Consider the following 17,954-nt stretch of genomic DNA (forward strand, 5'->3'; position numbering starts at 1 on the left):
ACATTTTACGGAGGCTTGCCCATGCACATCACAGAAAACACCGTCGTCACCGTTTCAGGCGGAGCATCCGGACTGGGTGGCGCTGTCGCTCAGGCGCTTGCTGCCGCTGGGGCCAAGGTTGGCATTTTCGACCTGAATGAGGAAGCCGGACAGGCCATGGCTGAAAAGCTGGGCGGCGCCTTTGCCAAGGTGGACGTGTCTGACGCGGCATCTGTCGCCGAAGGGTTCAAGACCCTGCGCGCGGCCTTGGGCCAAGAACGTGTGATGGTGAACTGCGCGGGCATCGCGCCAGCCGCCAAGACCCAGTCCAAGGGCGAACCCCATGATGCGGGCCTTTATGCCAAGGTGATTGGCGTAAACATGATCGGTACGTTCAATTGCGCCAGTCAAGCCGCAGCCGGCATGGCAATGGCTGACCCCGTGACCGATGATGGTGAACGTGGTGTGATCGTCAACACTGCCTCAATCGCGGCGATGGACGGCCAGATCGGCCAGCTGGCCTATGCCTCGTCCAAGGGCGGCGTGGTAGGCATGACCCTTCCCATGGCGCGTGACCTGATGCGTGACGGCATTCGCGTGATGGCCATTGCGCCGGGCATCTTCAAGACACCGATGGTTGCAGGCTTGCCGCAAGAGGTTCAGGACAGCCTTGGCGCTCAGGTTCCATTCCCCTCGCGCCTTGGTGACCCGGCGGAATTCGCCGGTATGGTGCGCCATATCGTCGAAAATTCCTTCCTAAACGGCGAAGTGATCCGTCTGGACGGCGCTGTGCGCATGGCGCCGCGCTGAAGGCTTTACTTGTGTGAATGAAAGAACGTGACGTGAAGCGAAAGTCTGTTATAGACCCTTCGGAAATACGCTGGGCTTCCCGTCAGCAATATGTGACGCAACGATAACTGGAAAGGGCGCGAATATGTCGATCACCACCGAAGAGCTTAAAACCGCACGCGACGCATGGGGAAATGGCAAGGTCGTTATCTCAAAAGCATTTGAAGAAGGTGGAATCGAAGCGGCGCGAGTTGTCGCCGGAGAGCACCTGGATGCTTTGTATGGGCATGCTATGGGCCCAGTCCTTTTCAAACCGACCATGGCAAGCGGGGAACAGACCTTTCGCACAACCAAACCCGGAGCGCTTGCCTATTTTTGCGGACATTCCGAGGAATATCCTCTGGATGCAGGCTTTGCAATTCAGGGGTGGCGCTCGACGGAAAGTGTGACCGCGGCCGAATTCATCGAAGGTGATGTGGCAATGTGGATGGGCTGGATCATGCTGACCGACAAGAATGGTGATGTCACTAAGGTCGACAAGAGCTTCGGTTATAAGAAAGATGCAGAAGGCGTGCTGCGTATTGTCCTGCACCACTCGTCGCTTCCTTATCAGCCCTAATCCAAGCGCGATCCGAGAAAACAACCGATACGCGGCTTGGCCCGTGTATCGGATACGTTGGGCATCTATTGATTTGTAGCGCCAAACGCACATCTATATCCTTTCGTCGACAGAGCGCGGAATAGGCTGCGTTGGTCAGCATGGAAAAGCGTATGAACGACATCCAACAAAGCGCCCGTTTGTCCGTGGCCCCCATGATGGACTGGTCGGACCGCCACTGCCGGTATTTCCACCGACTGATGAGCCGTCGCTCGTTGCTCTATACGGAAATGGTCACAGCCCCCGCTTTGGTGCGGGGCGGAGCATTGCATCTGCTGGACTATAATACCGAAGAACACCCCGTGGCTGTGCAGCTGGGCGGGTCGGATCCGGTGGAACTTGCCGCAGCCACCAAACTGTGTGTCGAGCGTGGCTATGACGAGGTGAACCTGAACGTGGGTTGCCCGTCGGATCGGGTTCAGTCGGGGACATTTGGGGCCGTGTTGATGCGCGACCCAAATCTGGTGGCAGATTGCATGGCTGCAATGAAAGACGCCGCACAAGATATTGAAGTTACGGTAAAATGTCGTATCGGCGTGGACGATCAAGTGCCGGACGAGGTGCTGCCGGATTTCCTTGAGAAGGTCCAAGCCGTCGGTGTCAATCGTTTCACCATCCACGCCCGGAAGGCATGGCTTCAAGGGCTCAGCCCGAAAGAAAACCGGGACATCCCGCCCTTGGACTACCCGCTGGTCCATCGCATGAAACAGGATTTCCCGCATCTGCATCTGTCGATTAATGGCGGAATCACAACGCTCGAACAAACCCGCGCACATTTGGAAGTGATGGACGGGGTGATGATCGGACGTGCAGTTTATCACGACCCGGCCACCGTGCTGCTGGGGGCCGATCAGGCGATCTTTGGCGACACTGCCCCTGCGCGATCAGCGCATGAGGTGGTCGAGTCGATGTACCCCTATATCGAGGCCCGCTTGGCCGAAGGCATCCGCTTGCATTCCATCACTCGCCACATGCTGGGCATCTTTACCGGCCGTCCCGGTGCGCGCAAATGGCGGCGCATTCTATCGGAAGGCGCGCCCAAACCGGGGGCAGGGGTTGCGCTGGTCGCTGAAGCCCTGTCATCTGTGCCTGAACACGTCCCCGTTGAATAAGGCCGCCCAATGCCAGACCTATCCTTGCTTCTGCCTATGACCGCGCTTTTGGCGGTGATCGGAGCGTTTGCGGGTGTCTTGGCGGGGCTTTTGGGCGTAGGTGGTGGGATCGTTTTGGTGCCTGCGTTTTTCTATGCATTCTCGGCGCTTGGCTATGGCTCGGATCAGTTGATGCAGATCTGCTTAGCGACCTCGCTTGCGACGATTATCGTGACCTCGATGCGTTCGGTCCTGTCTCATAACAAGAAGGGCGCGGTGGATTGGGGGATCTTGAAGGCGTGGGCGCCGGGGATCGCGGCGGGTGCGCTGATTGGGGTGATCGTCGCCTCGGGCCTGAAATCCGTTGTTTTGCAGGCGATTTTTGGCACGCTGGGCTTGGGCATCGGCCTGTATCTGGGACTGGGCAAAGCCGATTGGAGGCTGGCCGAAGATATGCCCAAAGGCCCGCGCGTTGCGATCTTCGCCCCCATTCTGGGCTTTCTGTCCGTCCTGATGGGTATCGGAGGGGGCAGTTTCGGTGTTCCTTTGATGACCCTACATGGGCGGCCTATTCACAAAGCGGTGGCGACGGCGGCAGGTTTTGGTGTGCTGATCGCAGTGCCATCCGTTTTGGGGTTCCTGTTCGTCAATATTGACCCGGCAGTGCGCCCGCCTTGGACCGTCGGGGCCGTTAACTTGCCTGCCTTCGTGTTGATCGTGTCGATGACCCTGTTTACCGCACCTTTGGGGGTGAAATTAGCCCATGCCATGGACCCGAAACCGCTGAAACGGGTGTTCGCCGTGTTCCTGACGTTGGTGGCGTTGAACATGCTTCGCAAAGCACTGGGATGGTAGACCACCTGCACGCCTTTGACCGCCAAGGCTGGGTCAAGTTTCCATATGATGACGCCATCGCAGGATGGGTCGAGCACGTCACACCATACGCCCGTCAATCACGCAACGATCCCGACCAGATCGCCAAATGGCTGCGCGCTGGGAGGACGTGGTTTGTCGGTGTGAATGCAATCGACAATGATGGGGAAGGGCGTGTGGATGGCGGGCCCGCACTTGCTGGTAAATTGCGAGATTTCATCGAGAGCCGATTTGGCTGGCACGATCTGGATCGGGCGCAGGTGTCGATCACCTATCCCGGCTATCCTCAACCAGACCCGCACGACAGCGCCGCTGGGTTTCGTTATCGCCGTGATCGCGACGCCGCGCATCTGGACGGGGTCAAACCCGAGCTTCCGGGCAATGCGCGCTGCGTGGACGAGGCGCATGCCTTCGTCATTGGCATCCCTCTGAACCAGACAGATGACCGCGCCAGCCCCTTGGTCTTGTGGGAGGGCAGCCACCGGATCATGCGCGACGCGATGAAAACGGCGTTTGACGGCGTCCCCGCCGACCAGATGTGCCGCCACGACATTACCCAAGCCTATCAGGCCGCGCGCCGCGAAGTGTTTGAAACCTGTCCGCGCATCACACTCCATGCAATCCCGGCGAAACCTATCTGCTGGATCGGTTTACGCTTCATGGTGTGGCTCCGTGGAAAGATGGGGCCAATGCGCCGCCCGAGGGGCGCATGATCGCCTATTTCCGCCCGGACATGCCCGGCGGAGTGCGCGACTGGCTTACCCTGCCTTAGTTGCCCCGTCAGCCGTCAGAGCAGCAATAACATTGGCGCTTAGTGGGCGTTTCGTTTTGCCGTCATGTTCCAGTGTGACCACCACTGTTTCGCCCGAGCAGCGTAGCTCGCCGTTTACCCAGACGCCGTATTCCAGCACGAACGAGCTGTTGCGAAAACTGGTGCAGCGCGCCGTAACCACATAGGTCTCGCCCAGAAACATCGGCTTGAGATAACGGGCGAAATTCGTGGCCAGCACGACCTGCGGGTCATCTGCTGTGCTATAGCTGCTGACCTTATGCGTGTGGAAATACGGGACACGGATGTCTTCAAACCATCGCAGATAGACGATGTTGTTCACATGGTTCAGTGCGTCCAGCTCGTGAAAGCGCACGCGATCCATTTGCCCAAAAATTCCAGCCCTCGGGCACACCTGCGCTTTGCAGTTGCTGGGCGTTCAATGGGGTGACCAACGGGATGTTGGAAAGCGGATCAGTCATGGAAACCTCGGGCGGACGATCTATGCGGGGAACTTGGAGCGGGTGAAGGGAATCGAACCCTCGTCGTCAGCTTGGGAAGCTGCTGCTCTACCATTGAGCTACACCCGCCATACCTCATGAGCTATGCCAAAGGACAGGGAAGTTCAAGCGCTTATCGGGTTATCCCCGGCGACGACGTCGGCGGCGACCGCCCCCGTCTTCATCCCCGCCCCCGGTGTTGAAGCTGGGGTTCGGCAGATCAACGACCGAGCGCAAAATTGGGAAAGGATCGGCCGAGTTCGGCATCGCCGAGGCATTCACAAAGTGCTCTTGGAACTTTTCTTCCACAGCGGTTTCGATCTTGGTGATTTTGCGCACTGTGTCCTCAATCTCGGACCGCGCGGCGCGGTTCAGAAGAGCGATGCGTGCACCGGTGCCAGCCGCGTTCCCAGCCGACGTCACCTTGTCTAATTCGCAATCCGGGATCATACCAAGAACCATCGCGTGTTTGGCCGAGATATGCGCGCCGAACGCGCCCGCCAGAACCACGCGGTCCACCTTGTCGACGCCACGCTTGTCCATCAACAGACGTGCCCCGGAATAAAGCGCCGCCTTGGCCATCTGGATGGCGCGGATGTCTCCATTGGTAACGGTGATCGGTTTCTGATCCTCGTCCCCGTCCCACAGTCGATAGGCGTTGGTGCGACCATCGGCAAAACAGCGGTCGGTGCCGGTTTGCTCGGCCGATCCGATCAGCCCGCCCGCATCCACCAACCCGGCCATACGCATTTCTGCGATCACCTCGATGATGCCCGAACCGCAGATGCCGGTGACACCCGTGACAGCGGTTGCGGCAGAGAAACCTTCCTCGTCCGACCAAATATCCGAGCCGATCACGCGGAAACGGGGTTCCTTGGTGATGGGGTCGATCTCGACCCGCTCGATGGCACCGGGGGCGGCGCGTTGACCCGCGCTGATCTGCGCGCCTTCAAATGCAGGGCCCGTGGGCGAGGAACAGGCCAGCACGCCGCCCTTATCACCCAGCAGGATTTCCGCATTGGTGCCTACATCGACGACCAGCACAAGATCGTCGGATTTGTCCGGCGCTTCTGACAGCGCCACGGCAGCTGCATCCGCGCCCACATGGCCCGCAATGCAGGGCAGCATGTACAGACGCGCAAGGGGATGGATGGTCAGGTCAACATCCGTCGCCCGCAGCCGCATCGCGTCCGAGGTCGCCAGCGCGAACGGCGCCTGTCCCAGTTCGAACGGATCAATGCCAAGGAACAGGTGGTGCATCACCGGGTTGCAGACGACAACCACGTCCATGATCAGGGATTTGTCGATCTCGGCATCGGCGGCGATCTGGGTGAAAAGCGCGTCCATGCCTTCACGCACAGCGGTTGTCATCTCTTGCGCGCCGTCGCTGTTCATCATCGAATAGCTGACCCGGCTCATCAGGTCTTCACCGAAGCGGATTTGCGGGTTCATAAGACCTGACGAGGAGACCACTTCCCCTGTCGACATGTCGCAAAGGTGCGCGGCAATGGTCGTCGACCCAAGGTCCACGGCCATGCCATAGACGCTGCCCTCGTGATAGCCCGGCCAGACATGCATAACGCGCGGCGGATTTTCTTCGTCACCCAAATGGACGGCGACAGTGACCTTCCATTCGCCCTTGCGCAGGCAAGGTTGGAGTGTCGAAAGAATGTGAAGGTCTGCACGTACACCTTTGATTTCCCACTGCTTTTCAAGGGCCGTGACAAGGCGTTCCAAGTCGCCCGATGGTTCGTGCATGTCGGGCTCTTCGACCTCGACATAGAAAAGTTTCACAACTGGATCCAGCGTGATGTCCCGTGCCTCGGCCCGTTTGCGGACCACCTGTTTGTGGACTTGGCTTTCCGGCGGCACGTCCACGACCACGTCGCCTTGTACCGTGGCCTGACAACCCAGACGGCGGCCCTTGGGCAGGCCGCGAATGTCGTCATAGCGTTGCTCGACCTTGTTCCACTCGGACAGGGCGTTCTCTTCGACGGTGACGCCATGTTTCGTGAATTCGCCAAAGCTGGGCGTCACCTGACATTTCGAGCAGATGCCACGCCCGCCACAAACAGAATCCAGATCCACGCCCAATTGCCGGGCGGCAGTCAGAATTGGGGTGCCAACCGGGAAACGGCCCCGTTTGCCCGAGGGGGTAAAGATGACCAAAGGATCCTGAGACATTGCGCGCGTCTTTCCTGTTGATTTTCCATCAATTTAAGGAACGCACCGGCGCGCGCAATGCCTGCATGCGGCATAAAATGCCCGGAAACGCCGTTTTTTGCCGTGGTTCGCCGATCAGCGCTCTTGTTCGGCCAACCAATCCAGAATTGCATCGCGATTCCCGTCCAGCAGGGGGGCTGGGCCGGGTTGCTCTGTGTCGTCGATGCTGCCCATCTTGATCGGGTTGCCGGCCGAGACGAAGGGGTTTTCGCCGTCGGGCGCTGGAAGATACTTGACCATGTTGCGGGCCAGAATTTGCGGATCCTGCATGGCTTCGGCCACATTCTGGATCGGTGCGCAAGGGATGCCTTCTGCGGTAAGGAGCTTCAGCCAATGGTCGCGCGGATGGGCCAGTGTCATCGTCTCGATCCGACGGCGCAGAAGCATTACGTTTTTGCACCGCGCAAGGTTGTCTTTGAACGCGGGCAGGGTGGCCCATTGTGGCTTACCCAACACCTCGCAAAGTTTGGCGAACAGGACGTCATTGCCGCAAGCGATAACCATCAATCCATCGGCGGTGTGATATGTCTCGAACGGCGCGATCGAGGGGTGGCGCGCGCCCGAGGGTTCCGGCGAGATGCCGGTTTCGCCCACGATGGCAATGGCATGTTCGATGATGGCCAACTGGCTGTCCAGCATCGCCACATCCACTTTTTGCCCCTTGCCGGATTTTTCCCGCTGGAAAAGTGCTGCCAGTAACCCGTGTCCCAGAAACATGCCCGCGACAATATCCCCGACCGACGCGCCCACACGCACAGGTTCGCGGTTTTTCTCGCCGGTGATCGACATGACGCCGCCACGTGCCTGCACCACCATGTCATATGCAGGTTTTAACGCGTCCGGCCCGGTGTGCCCAAAGCCCGACACCGCGCCATAGATCAGATGCGGGTGGCGTTCCGACAGGTCATCCCACCCATAGCCCAGACGTTCCATCACGCCGGGGCGATAGTTCTCCATCACCACATCGACCTGCGCCAGAAGGCGCTCAAAGATGGCGCGATCGGCGTCGTCTTTCAGGTTCAGGGCAATGGATTCTTTATCACGGTTGATGGTTGCGAAATAGGCGCTGTGACCGTCGCGGAAGGGCGGGAAGTGACGCGTATCATCGCCGGTTCCAGGCTGTTCCACTTTAATGACCTTCGCGCCCAGATCCGACAGGATCATAGAACAATACGGTCCTGCCAGAACATGGGTTAGGTCCAGAATGGTAACGTCGGAAAGAGGGGCGGCCATGGGATGTCCTTTGGGTTTTTGTGATCGCTAACGGGACGAGGCGCTTTAGACTTTGCTATAGATCAAGTTTCACAAATCCATCACAGAAGAATGAAAAAAAACGCGCCCGATTGGACGCGTTTTTCAGAATCTCGTCGTGTCAAAGCTTATCCCCGACGACGACGACCGCCGCGGCGACCACCGGCGGCCCCTGCGCCCCCGGCATTGGTCGAGTTGAACTTGATCCACTCGGCGCCGCCTTCGTCGTTGTTGGTCAGGAAGTTGGCGGCGCGGATGGCCTCCATTTCCTTACCTGCTTTAGGCTTGGTCGAGCCAAGACCAAAGAGCTGGCAGAAGGTCTCGTCATCCATATCTGCCGGGATCACGATGCCCTTTGCTTCCACTTCGGCCTTCTTTTCAGCCAGTTTCTTGGGGCCAACGGGCAGGGCGATTGGGTTCATGATCGCCGAGGTCATACCGGTGGCCATGGCCATCGGCAGGAACGCGTTGTTGATGCCGTGGCGGTTTGGCAGACCGAACGAGATGTTCGAGGCGCCACAGGTCGTGTTCACGCCAAGCTCTTCGCGCAGTCGGCGGTTCAGTTCAAACACCTGCAGGCCAGCGGTGCCCATCGCGCCAATGGGCATGACCAGCGGGTCGACCACGATGTCATGGGCGGGAATGCCGAAGTCAGCTGCGCGTTCTACGATCTTCTTGGCGACCGCAAAGCGCACTTCCGGGTCTTCCGAAATGCCGGTGTCGTCGTTCGAAATCGCCACAACAGGCACGTTGTACTTCTTGACCAGCGGCAGGACGATTTCCAGACGCTCTTCCTCGCCGGTGACCGAGTTCAGAAGCGGACGACCATTAGCGGCTTCCAGACCAGCCTCGAGCGCGCCGGGAACCGACGAGTCGATGCAGAGAGGGCAGTCGGTGACGGCTTGCACGGTTTCAACCAGTTTGCGCATCAGGTCGGGTTCAACAAAATTGTTGTCGGCATAACGCGGATCTTCGGCCATTTTGTTCGAGAACACAGCGCCCGAGTTGATGTCCAGAATGGTCGCGCCAGCGGCCACCTGCGCCAGAGCGTCAGCTTCCACACGGCTGAAATCGTCGCGCTCCAGCTCTTCGTTCAGGATTTTGCGGCCAGTCGGGTTGATGCGCTCGCCGATCACGGAAAACGGCTGGTCAAAGCCGATGATCGAAGTCTTGGTCGCGCTTTCGACGATGGTACGTGTCATTCTTGATTATCCTTTGGTCGCGTTCACAGGGGCATTTACTGGGGCGGTGTTGTCTCCGCCATGCTCGATGGCCCAGTTGGCGTTGGTCTTGATCCCACCCAGCGGGAAGAAGTGCACTTGGGTGATGTTGAAGTCGGGGTTGGCGGCTTTGTGCAGCGCCAGATTGTTCAGAACTTCGGTCGGTTCATGCGGCAGCAAAAGCTTCGACACGTCCTTGGCGCGCTTTTGCAGTACTTTCAGGGACGGGCCCACGCCGCAGGCAATCGCGAATTTGATCATGGTCTGTAGCTTGGCCGGGCCTGCGATGCCGATATGGATCGGCAGGTTCATGCCGCGCTCGGCCAATTCGTTGGCCCATTCGATGACCGGTTCGGCCTCGAAACAGAACTGGGTGGCCAGCGCCATGTCCGCGTCGGTGCGGTTCGAGAATTTCTGCTTCCAGTCCAGCGCCGCATAGGTGTTGGCGCGACCGCCTTTGGGGTCGATGTCCAGATTGGGCTCGGGGTGACCGGCAACGTGCAGGTTGGTGAACCCCGCCTGATCAAACAAACCCGTTTCCAAAAGCTGCATCGAGCTGTCGAAGTCACCGACCGGCTCGGCTACGCCACCTGCAAGGATCAGACCCTGCTTCACGTCAGCTTCGCCCTGATATTGGGCAATCCAGTCGGCCAAGGTGGCTTTGTCCTTGATGATGCGCGCCGGGAAGTGGGGCATCGCGTCGAAGCCTTCTTCCTTCAGGCGCTTGGCGGTGGCGACCATGTCCTCGATCGGCGTGCCTTCGATATGGGCGATATATACGCGCGTGCCTTCGGGCAGAAGATCACGGAAGTCTTCGACCTTGCCAGCCGTGCGGGGCATGACTTCGATCGAATAGCCCTTCAGGAAGGCCTGCAGTTCGGGGGAAGCGGCATTGGCCTGACCTTCGGTCGGCTTCTTGCGGAAGTTCAACAGCGCCATGGCTGCCTCCTTGATAGAGGGTGGGATCAAGCCCATCCGTCGTTGCCAATCAGAGCGACAAGACGCTCTTTGTCATATTCCGCATCCAGACGCGCGGCCTCGGCCGTTGCGATCTCTTGCGGGTCACCTTCGACAGAATAGGGGTCGGCCTTGCGCCACTCTGCCAGATAGGCGTCGCTGTCTTTTGCGTTCACCTTCATGGCAGCCCGGTCAATGGCCTGTTCGAAACGCTCGGGCAGGGGGGCTTTCGACCCACGGCGCCCTTTGCCCACGATCACTTGGGCGGGGATGTCCCTCCAGTAAACGATGGTGACGTCTGGCATTGCGATTCTCCCTGTTCTTCGTTCTCTATTCGTAATCGCGCACGGCCCTTGCCTTGTGTCGGTTTTCGACACGCCGCGTTTCAACAGCGACTTCACAGGGCGGCGTTCAAACGATCCGCGCCAATGGAATACGAAAAACAACGCGGGCAGGCTATGCCCTGCGCGGTGAAAACCATTCATGTTGATTATGACGTAAGAGCGTTACATTTGCCGTTCCGCAGGGATTGCCAGCGCGGGCCCAGCACCCTATCTTGAAGGTAACTCGAAAAATGGAGGGCGTGTTCAATGGCGCCCAAGCGTCCCAGAGGTGCGGGCGCGTTCCCGAAAGCGGTAGAAACCCCCGCGCCGTCCCCCGTGGATCCGGCCAGCCTGTACGCTGCTCTGGACCTCGGTACAAACAGTTGTCGCATGCTGATTGCCCAACCAAAGGGCAGTCAGTTTCACGTCGTGGACAGTTTCTCGAAATCGGTGCAGCTGGGTCGGGGGCTTGAAGCGTCCGGGCGACTCAGCCGGTCATCCATGTCGCGCACCATCCAAGCGCTGCGCATTTGCCGCAAGAAACTGATCAAGCATGATGTGAAACGGATGCGCCTTGTCGCAACCGAGGCCTGCCGTCGCGCGACCAACGGAAAAAGCTTCATGTCAAATATCCGGCGCGAAACGGGCCTGGATCTGGAGATCATCAAGCCCGAGGAAGAAGCCCGCCTTGCCGTGGTGTCCTGCGCGCCTTTGGTGTCCACCAAGACCGAACAGCTTTTGGTGGTGGATATTGGCGGCGGCTCGACCGAGCTTGTCTGGATCGACCTGTCCAAAGTGCCCCCGTTGGAGCGCTCGCAATCCATTATGCGCATGGGGCGTGGTTTTTCTGGCGGTGTGGGCGATTTCCCAACCGCAAGCGTGGTCGACTGGATTTCCGTCCCGCTGGGGGTGGCAACCTTGCGCGAGATGTTTGACGACGTGGAAGACGACGCGGGCCGCTATGCCCTGATGTCGGTCCATTTTGAAGAACAACTGGCCGATTTCAGCCCCTTCTATCACGAACCGCCCCGCGAAGGGTTCCAGATCATCGGTACCTCTGGCACCGTCACGACCGTCGCTGCGACCCATCTGGGCCTGCGCCGCTATGATCGAACCCGCGTGGACGGGCTGCGCATGACGTCCGAGCAGATCGAGCGCGTCATTCAGGGCTATCTGGCAATGGGCCCCAAAGGGCGGCGCGTAAATTCGCACATCGGACGAGACCGGCAATCGCTGATCATGTCCGGCGCGGCCATTTTGCAAGCTCTTCTTCGTGTCTGGCCGACTGATCGCTTGTCAGTTGCGGATCGTGGCCTTAGAGAAGGCATCCTTTATTCTCAAATGTCCTCGGACGGCGTGTTGGAAGGCGGACCTTTCTGATGTCTCAAGACGGTGGTAACTCGGGCGGCTCCCAAGGGGGTGGCAATAAGTATTCGAAGCGCACGCGCAAAAGCTCGGGCCGGGGGCAGCGTGACCTGACCGTGAAGGTGAAAACCGCGCGGGGGCGGCGCAGCTCGTCGACACGTTGGCTTCAGCGCCAATTGAACGATCCTTATGTGCAACGTGCCCAAGCGGAAGGTTTCCGCGGTCGCGCCGCTTATAAGATCATGGAGTTGGACGACAAACACCGGTTCTTGGTGAATGGCGCCCGTGTGGTGGACCTCGGCTGCGCGCCGGGTGGCTGGGCGCAAGTTGCCGTGCCGCGGATTAATGCGTTGGGCGAAAAATCCGGCAAGCGCATCGGCACCTATCTGGGTGTTGATCTGCAAGAGGTCGAAGCACTGGCCGGTGCCCGGTTCGAGCAGCTAGACTTCATGGAAGACGATGCCGACCAAGTGGTGCGCGACTGGCTGGGCGGCAAAGCCGACGTGGTCATGTCCGATATGGCGGCTGCCAGTTCGGGCCACAAACAAACTGACCATTTGCGGATTATCTCGCTTTGCGAAGCGGCGGCTTATTTCGCATTCGACGTGCTGGACGAAGGCGGAACCTTTGTCGCCAAAGTGCTGGCAGGTGGGGCAGAAGGCGAGCTTCAGAAGCTCTTGAAGACCAAGTTCAACAAGGTGATGAACGTCAAGCCGCCCTCAAGCCGGTCCGACAGCTCGGAAAAATTTGTGGTCGCGATGGGCTTTAAGGGCTGATCTAGGTTTGGGGCCGCACGGCGCGTGTAGCCCTTAGCCTGTCGTCTTTTGAATAGCCCTTAGGCCTCACATCTGACACAACCTTATCAAACTGAATTATCGCCCCGCCACAGGGCTGGGGAAAACTGGAAAGGTGCAACATGCGCGCACAACCTCAAGCCAGCCATTTCATCAATGGCGAATATGTGGAAGACACCGCCGGGGCCGAGATCGACGTGATCTTCCCGGCCACGGGCGAAGTGATTGCCAAGCTGCATTCGGCCACGCCTGCGATTGTGGAACAGGCTATCGCCTCGTCGTTGGCGGCACAGGCCGATTGGGAAGCGATGACAGGGACGGAACGTGGCCGCATCCTGCGCCGCGCCGCCGATATTATCCGCGAACGCAACCACGACCTGTCGGTTTTGGAAACGCTGGACACCGGCAAGCCATATCAGGAAACCAGCGTGGCGGATGCGACCTCGGGTGCGGATGCGTTGGAATATTTCGGTGGTTTGGCCGCGTCGCTGACCGGCGAGCACATCCAGATGCCGGATGGGGATTTCGTCTATACCCGCCGCGAAGCGCTTGGCGTGTGTGTGGGCATCGGCGCGTGGAACTATCCCACCCAGATCGCCTGCTGGAAGGCCGCACCTGCGCTGGCTTGCGGCAACACGTCGATTTTCAAACCTTCGGAAACCACACCGCTGTCTGCCCTGAAAGTGGCCGAGATCATGATTGAAGCGGGTGCGCCTGCGGGCATCTTCAATGTGATCCAAGGCTATGGAGACGTTGGGGCCGCGCTCGTTACGGATGACCGCGTGGCCAAAGTGTCTCTGACCGGGTCGGTGCCGACGGGCCGCAAGGTCTATGCTGCTGCTGCCGAGGGAATGAAACACGTCACGATGGAACTGGGTGGCAAGTCGCCGATGATCGTTTTTGATGACGCGGATGTTGAAAACGCCGTATCGGGTGCGATCCTTGGCAACTTCTATTCGTCTGGGCAGGTTTGCTCGAACGGCACACGGGTTTTCGTTCAGAAAGGCGTCAAAGAAGCCTTCCTGAAACGTCTGGCCGAACGTTTGGACGGCGCCGTCATCGGCGATCCGCTGGACCCCGAAACCTCGTTCGGGCCGATGGTCAGCGAAGGGCAGATGAACATCGTCCTGAACTATATCGAAAAGGGCAAGGAAGAGGGTGCGCGTCTGGCCTATGGCGGGGCGCGGATCGACGGTGAAGGCTTCTATCTGCAACCTACTGTTTTTGCCGATGTGACTGACGACATGACCATCGCGCGCGAGGAAATCTTTGGCCCCGTCATGTCCGTTTTGGATTTCGAAGACGAGGCCGAGGTCATGGCCCGCGCCAATGACACCGATTTCGGGCTGGCCGCAGGTGTATTCACCAATGACCTGACCCGCGCGCACCGTGTGGTCGCCGGGTTCGAGGCTGGCACTTGTTATATCAACACCTACAACGATGCGCCGGTTGAGGCACCGTTCGGAGGCTCGAAAGCATCGGGTGTGGGGCGCGAAAACTCGAAAGCGGCGATCGAGCATTATTCCGAGCTGAAGACGGTTTACGTGCGTCTGAGCGATTTGGAAGCGCCGTTCTAAGCGTTTGACCTGAAATGATAAGCCGCCCAGCCGCATGGCTCGGGCGGCTTTTATTTGCCTAGTGATTATTGTGCCGATCTAACTGCATCAGCGCCAGCGCAAGGCCTGAACAGATTGTGACACCTGTCATCAATGGAAGGGGGGTGCCATTAAAGGCCAGCCCGATGGGCGCGGCGATGGCCATCGCCGACATCGTCGGAAGCGCGCCGATGATCGCGGCTGCGGTCCCGGCGACATGACCCAGCGGCTGGATGGCCAGCGCGTTCAGGTTGCCGAAGCTCAGCCCATTCAAGAAGAACAGGGTTGCAGCCCAGAGGCAGAAAATGACCAATGCGCACGTTCCTTGTGGCTCGAACATACACCAGAAGGTCAGGGTCAGACCGGCCAGTACGGTTTGCGTCGCGAAACCCGCTTGAGCCAAGCGGCGCATGCCGATCCGCATCACCAACTGCGCGTTAAGCAGGCCAGATGCCGCTGAAAAGACGGTAATGAGCGCGAAATAGATCGGCCATCTTGTCCCTGCGTCCAACACATCGACGAAGATCTGCTGGGCAGAGCTGATAAAGGCGATCAACTGCGCGAACGCAAAGGTGATCACCCCCATATACAGCAGCGTGACTCGGCTTTTCATAACGATTGCAAACGATTCCAGCGTGGGGCGCGGGGATAGTGGGCGACGGCGCTCGGGTGGAAGCGTTTCGGGCTGGCGCAGTAGGAACCATGTCAGGATGGCGATGGCCACAAGGATGTAAGTGGTGAACATATGGCGCCAACCAAAGCCCAGCACCACCCATTGCCCGATCAACGGTGCAACCGCAGGAACAAGGACGAAAAAGGTGAAGGCCATCGAGTTGACCCGCGCCATTTGGCGCCCTTCATATAGGTCTCGGGTCATGGCCATACCACAGGTTCGTGGACCAGCGGCGCCGACACCTTGGATGAAGCGCCAGAACAAAAGAGCTTCCAGCGTTTGTGCCCAAAGGGCCGCAAAGGCCGCAAGCATGTAAAGCACCATGCCCAGCGCCAGAGAGTAGCGCCGCCCAATCGCGTCAGACAAAGGGCCAAAAATTAACTGCCCGGCACCGGCTCCGATTACGAAGGAACTGATCAGAAGTTGCGCCCGGTTGACGTCTTCAGGGACCAGAAGGGCAGCGATTTCCGGCAGGGCGGGCAAGATCGAGTCGATCGAAAACGCAACCATCGAAAACAGGGCTGCCATCAGCAGCACATATTCCCGCAAGCTTAGGGGCTTGACCGGAGGGTTGGTCATCAATCTCACTGAATGGGCGCCCCACTTTGATTATCCTGCGCATCCAACTGCGCAGTGATGTCGTCGATAACCTGTTGCCACAGCGAAATTGGTTGCGCACCGGGCACAACGTGTTGGTTGGCGATCAGGAAGGTCGGGACCGAGTTCACGCCCTTTTGTCGCGCATCCATATCGCGGGCCAGAAGATCGCTTGCATCGGCTGAAGACGCCAATAGGCGGGCGACCACGTCACGCTCCATTCCAGCGGCTGCGCCGATATCGGCCAGAGCATCGCTTTGGCCAATGTCCTGACCGTCCACGAAATAAGCGCTGAACAGTCGGTCGACCACGGCGTTCTGCTTGCCTTCAAGCCCAGCCCAATGGATCAGTCGATGGGCATTCATCGTGTTGGGCGTGCGCTCGATCCCTTCAAGGTTCATCTCAAGTCCCGATGCGGCAGCTTCTTCAACCACCGGCATATAGGCTTTGATCGCGCCATCCTTGCCGCCGAACTTGCCTTCCAGATAGGCACGACGATCCATGCCTTCAGGCGGCATTTCCGGGTTCAGCTGAAACGGGTGCCATTGAACCTGAAACGGGTGGTCCGGGCGTGTTTCCAATGCTTTATCAAGTCTTGTTTTTCCGATGTAACACCAAGGGCAAATCGGATCAGAGAAAATATCCAGACGGATCATGTGGTACTCCTGTGGCGCTAGCTCTATCTGGGATTGAAAGGTTTGGAAAGGGCTCAGTTGATTTACCCTGACGTCCTCTCAATCAATAGGCGCAAAGCTGCGCGTGAAAGTTTGTTGTTTGTGGACCGGGGCAAGTTGTCGACAGGCCGGAATATCCGCGGGCATTTATAGTGCGCCAGCAGGGCGTGGGCGTGTTGGGACAGCTCGTCTTCGGTCACGGTCGTATCCGAAGGGATATAGAAGCATCCGATTACGCTTGCATCGGCCTTCACAGAAATTTCAACACAGGCGGCTTCGATGATCGCGGGGTGCTGGGCCATGACGGCTTCGACCTCGATCGGAGAAACGCGAAAGCCGCCCGCGTTCATGATATCATCCGAGCGGCCTTCATAGGTGAAAGCTCCGTCTTTGGACATCGAGGCGCTGTCGCCGGTTAGAAACCAGTCGCCTTGAAACTTAGCTTCGGTGGCGTCGGGTGCGTTCAGGTACTCCAGCATTAATCCGGGGTCGTTGCGGTGGATTGCAAGCGTTCCGGCTTCGCCCAAGGGGGTGGGCGTGCCGTCTTCGCCCAGCACCGCCAGATGCCGTCCGGCCTGCCCAAAGCCCAGCGCGCCGTCGGGTGCAGGGCGCGCGGGCGAACCTGAGATAAAGGTCGAGCATTCAGACATTCCGAACGCCTCGTGAATGGGGGTGCCTGTCTGATCTTCCCATCGGGTGCGGGTGGTGTCGGGCAGTTTCTCGCCCGCAGATAGGCCGTGGCGCAGATTGGGCAGCGGAGGCAAATCACGCTTCAGTATCTGTCGGTAAACCCCCGGTGCGGCTGCGAAAATCGTGATATGTTTGCGGTGCAGAAACTGCGCCAGCTGGTCTGGCGTACTGCCAGAAGCAGGGATCATCGCCGTTGCGCCAACCGACCACGGATCCATCAATCCCGTACCCAGCGTATAGGTCCAGTTGAAGGCGCCTGCATGCATCACGCGGTCGTCCGAGGTGATCCCGTACCACCCATCCCACATCATCTGCCGCGCCCAAATGGCCCTATGCGCGTGCAACACCGCGCGCGCTTGGCCGGACGTGCCCGAGGTGAAGATGATATAGGCCGGACGTTCCGGGTCGCCTTGATGATAGGGGGCCGGGGGCAGGTCGGTGAAACCGTGCAGGGTTTCGGTGGTAACAACCGGGCATGACACTGGTTTGGGCAGCGCGATGCCGGGATCTGCGATGATCAGCGCGGGGGTGACCAACTTTTCCATGCGCGTGATTTCGGATTGGGTCAGTTGGGACGAGCTTGGGATCGGCACCAGCCCCGCTGCGATCGCCCCTAGAAAGCCCAACGGGAAGTCCAAAGTGTTGCCAAGGCGAAGAAGAACGCGATCCCCTGGTGCCAATCCTTGCTCCAGAAGGCCCGTCGCCACGCCCAGCACCGCACGCTCAAGCTGCGCATAGGTCCATGTGGCATCCTGTGCGGAGTCTGTTGATACGATTTCCAATGCGGTCTTGTCGCCCAAACGCTCTGCGTGTTGCAGCACGTATGCGGCCATGTTGAATGGCGTCGGGGGGGAACGCAGAGGGGCAGAGGGGATAAGTTGCGAAATCATCGCCCTGATGTGCCAAGGCTTGGCCCCTGATGCAAGCCGTGTG

The 17,954-nt window shown here is 59.1% G+C and carries 17 protein-coding genes and 1 tRNA gene; 8 read left to right on the top strand and 10 right to left on the bottom strand.

Annotated elements, in window-relative coordinates:
• Window positions 1-21: 21 nt before the first annotated feature.
• From ACXAH3_RS03175 to ACXAH3_RS03195, 5 genes are all read left to right on the top strand, one after another.
• Window positions 22-789, top strand: coding sequence for an SDR family NAD(P)-dependent oxidoreductase (locus ACXAH3_RS03175; protein ID WP_474860618.1), 768 nt, complete (start codon window positions 22-24; stop codon window positions 787-789).
• A gap of 124 nt (window positions 790-913) precedes the next feature.
• Window positions 914-1,387, top strand: a complete 474-nt coding sequence (locus ACXAH3_RS03180; protein ID WP_474860619.1) for a phosphoribosyl-AMP cyclohydrolase — start codon at window positions 914-916, stop codon at window positions 1,385-1,387.
• 152 nt (window positions 1,388-1,539) lie between these two features.
• The gene (gene dusA, locus ACXAH3_RS03185) at window positions 1,540-2,538 is read left to right on the top strand and encodes a tRNA dihydrouridine(20/20a) synthase DusA (protein WP_474860620.1); all 999 of its coding nucleotides are present in this window, start codon (window positions 1,540-1,542) and stop codon (window positions 2,536-2,538) included.
• A gap of 9 nt (window positions 2,539-2,547) precedes the next feature.
• A complete protein-coding gene (locus ACXAH3_RS03190) occupies window positions 2,548-3,372 on the top strand; it encodes a sulfite exporter TauE/SafE family protein (RefSeq protein ID WP_474860621.1) in 825 nt (274 codons plus the stop codon).
• Entirely contained in the window at window positions 3,366-4,103 is a 738-nt protein-coding gene (locus ACXAH3_RS03195) for a hypothetical protein (RefSeq protein WP_474860622.1), read from the top strand. Before ACXAH3_RS03190 ends, ACXAH3_RS03195 begins: the two co-directional genes overlap by 7 nt.
• A gap of 45 nt (window positions 4,104-4,148) precedes the next feature.
• On the opposite strand, the gene ACXAH3_RS03200 is transcribed toward ACXAH3_RS03195, so the two are convergent.
• The 7 genes from ACXAH3_RS03200 to ACXAH3_RS03230 form a co-directional block, all read right to left on the bottom strand.
• Window positions 4,149-4,544 (bottom strand): acyl-CoA thioesterase, encoded by a 396-nt coding sequence (locus tag ACXAH3_RS03200; RefSeq protein ID WP_474860623.1) that lies wholly within the window; start codon window positions 4,542-4,544, stop codon window positions 4,149-4,151.
• 131 nt (window positions 4,545-4,675) lie between these two features.
• Window positions 4,676-4,749, bottom strand: a tRNA-Gly gene (locus ACXAH3_RS03205).
• A gap of 51 nt (window positions 4,750-4,800) precedes the next feature.
• Window positions 4,801-6,843, bottom strand: a complete 2,043-nt coding sequence (locus ACXAH3_RS03210; protein WP_474860624.1) for an ASKHA domain-containing protein — start codon at window positions 6,841-6,843, stop codon at window positions 4,801-4,803.
• Window positions 6,844-6,957: 114 nt separating this feature from the next.
• Entirely contained in the window at window positions 6,958-8,115 is a 1,158-nt protein-coding gene (locus ACXAH3_RS03215) for a CaiB/BaiF CoA transferase family protein (RefSeq protein ID WP_474860625.1), read from the bottom strand.
• Window positions 8,116-8,261: 146 nt separating this feature from the next.
• Window positions 8,262-9,335: a methyltetrahydrofolate cobalamin methyltransferase gene (locus ACXAH3_RS03220; protein WP_474860626.1), complete on the bottom strand. Its 1,074-nt coding sequence runs from the start codon at window positions 9,333-9,335 to the stop codon at window positions 8,262-8,264.
• Between the two features lie 6 nt (window positions 9,336-9,341).
• Window positions 9,342-10,292 carry a methylenetetrahydrofolate reductase gene (locus ACXAH3_RS03225; protein ID WP_474860627.1) on the bottom strand — a complete coding sequence of 317 codons (951 nt, stop codon included), beginning with the start codon at window positions 10,290-10,292 and terminating at the stop codon, window positions 9,342-9,344.
• 26 nt (window positions 10,293-10,318) lie between these two features.
• Window positions 10,319-10,615, bottom strand: coding sequence for a virulence factor (locus ACXAH3_RS03230; RefSeq protein ID WP_246937473.1), 297 nt, complete (start codon window positions 10,613-10,615; stop codon window positions 10,319-10,321).
• A 285-nt stretch (window positions 10,616-10,900) separates the two neighbouring features.
• Here ACXAH3_RS03230 and ACXAH3_RS03235 point away from each other — a divergent pair, with 285 nt between their 5' ends.
• The 3 genes from ACXAH3_RS03235 (at window position 10,901) to betB (ending at window position 14,369) form a co-directional block, all read left to right on the top strand.
• The gene (locus tag ACXAH3_RS03235; RefSeq protein ID WP_474860628.1) at window positions 10,901-12,013 is read left to right on the top strand and encodes a Ppx/GppA phosphatase family protein; all 1,113 of its coding nucleotides are present in this window, start codon (window positions 10,901-10,903) and stop codon (window positions 12,011-12,013) included.
• On the top strand, window positions 12,013-12,774 hold the full coding sequence (locus ACXAH3_RS03240; RefSeq protein ID WP_474860629.1) for an RlmE family RNA methyltransferase: 762 nt from the start codon (window positions 12,013-12,015) through the stop codon (window positions 12,772-12,774). Before ACXAH3_RS03235 ends, ACXAH3_RS03240 begins: the two co-directional genes overlap by 1 nt.
• A 140-nt stretch (window positions 12,775-12,914) precedes the next feature.
• Window positions 12,915-14,369: a betaine-aldehyde dehydrogenase gene (betB, locus tag ACXAH3_RS03245; protein ID WP_474860630.1), complete on the top strand. Its 1,455-nt coding sequence runs from the start codon at window positions 12,915-12,917 to the stop codon at window positions 14,367-14,369.
• 58 nt (window positions 14,370-14,427) lie between these two features.
• Here the strand turns inward: betB and ACXAH3_RS03250 are convergent, their stop codons facing one another.
• The 3 genes from ACXAH3_RS03250 to ACXAH3_RS03260 all read right to left on the bottom strand — a co-directional run bounded on the left by ACXAH3_RS03250 (window position 14,428) and on the right by ACXAH3_RS03260 (window position 17,854).
• Window positions 14,428-15,639, bottom strand: coding sequence for a multidrug effflux MFS transporter (locus tag ACXAH3_RS03250; RefSeq protein WP_474860631.1), 1,212 nt, complete (start codon window positions 15,637-15,639; stop codon window positions 14,428-14,430).
• Between the two features lie 5 nt (window positions 15,640-15,644).
• Entirely contained in the window at window positions 15,645-16,313 is a 669-nt protein-coding gene (locus ACXAH3_RS03255; RefSeq protein ID WP_474860632.1) for a DsbA family oxidoreductase, read from the bottom strand.
• 62 nt (window positions 16,314-16,375) lie between these two features.
• Window positions 16,376-17,854: a class I adenylate-forming enzyme family protein gene (locus ACXAH3_RS03260; protein ID WP_474860633.1), complete on the bottom strand. Its 1,479-nt coding sequence runs from the start codon at window positions 17,852-17,854 to the stop codon at window positions 16,376-16,378.
• Between the last annotated feature and the right edge of the window lie 100 nt (window positions 17,855-17,954).

The organism is Aliiroseovarius sp. ABM4_368, assembly GCF_056161205.1.

What these genes read in the sequence shown, in the direction of transcription:
- ACXAH3_RS03175 (WP_474860618.1), top strand. Translation starts at nt 22, where the DNA reads ATGCACATCACAGAAAACACCGTCGTCACCGTTTCAGGCGGAGCATCC.
- ACXAH3_RS03180 (WP_474860619.1), top strand. Translation starts at nt 914, where the DNA reads ATGTCGATCACCACCGAAGAGCTTAAAACCGCACGCGACGCATGGGGA.
- dusA (WP_474860620.1), top strand. Translation starts at nt 1,540, where the DNA reads ATGAACGACATCCAACAAAGCGCCCGTTTGTCCGTGGCCCCCATGATG.
- ACXAH3_RS03190 (WP_474860621.1), top strand. Translation starts at nt 2,548, where the DNA reads ATGCCAGACCTATCCTTGCTTCTGCCTATGACCGCGCTTTTGGCGGTG.
- ACXAH3_RS03195 (WP_474860622.1), top strand. Translation starts at nt 3,366, where the DNA reads ATGGTAGACCACCTGCACGCCTTTGACCGCCAAGGCTGGGTCAAGTTT.
- ACXAH3_RS03200 (WP_474860623.1), bottom strand. Translation starts at nt 4,544, where the DNA reads ATGGATCGCGTGCGCTTTCACGAGCTGGACGCACTGAACCATGTGAAC.
- ACXAH3_RS03210 (WP_474860624.1), bottom strand. Translation starts at nt 6,843, where the DNA reads ATGTCTCAGGATCCTTTGGTCATCTTTACCCCCTCGGGCAAACGGGGC.
- ACXAH3_RS03215 (WP_474860625.1), bottom strand. Translation starts at nt 8,115, where the DNA reads ATGGCCGCCCCTCTTTCCGACGTTACCATTCTGGACCTAACCCATGTT.
- ACXAH3_RS03220 (WP_474860626.1), bottom strand. Translation starts at nt 9,335, where the DNA reads ATGACACGTACCATCGTCGAAAGCGCGACCAAGACTTCGATCATCGGC.
- ACXAH3_RS03225 (WP_474860627.1), bottom strand. Translation starts at nt 10,292, where the DNA reads ATGGCGCTGTTGAACTTCCGCAAGAAGCCGACCGAAGGTCAGGCCAAT.
- ACXAH3_RS03230 (WP_246937473.1), bottom strand. Translation starts at nt 10,615, where the DNA reads ATGCCAGACGTCACCATCGTTTACTGGAGGGACATCCCCGCCCAAGTG.
- ACXAH3_RS03235 (WP_474860628.1), top strand. Translation starts at nt 10,901, where the DNA reads ATGGCGCCCAAGCGTCCCAGAGGTGCGGGCGCGTTCCCGAAAGCGGTA.
- ACXAH3_RS03240 (WP_474860629.1), top strand. Translation starts at nt 12,013, where the DNA reads ATGTCTCAAGACGGTGGTAACTCGGGCGGCTCCCAAGGGGGTGGCAAT.
- betB (WP_474860630.1), top strand. Translation starts at nt 12,915, where the DNA reads ATGCGCGCACAACCTCAAGCCAGCCATTTCATCAATGGCGAATATGTG.
- ACXAH3_RS03250 (WP_474860631.1), bottom strand. Translation starts at nt 15,639, where the DNA reads ATGACCAACCCTCCGGTCAAGCCCCTAAGCTTGCGGGAATATGTGCTG.
- ACXAH3_RS03255 (WP_474860632.1), bottom strand. Translation starts at nt 16,313, where the DNA reads ATGATCCGTCTGGATATTTTCTCTGATCCGATTTGCCCTTGGTGTTAC.
- ACXAH3_RS03260 (WP_474860633.1), bottom strand. Translation starts at nt 17,854, where the DNA reads ATGGCCGCATACGTGCTGCAACACGCAGAGCGTTTGGGCGACAAGACC.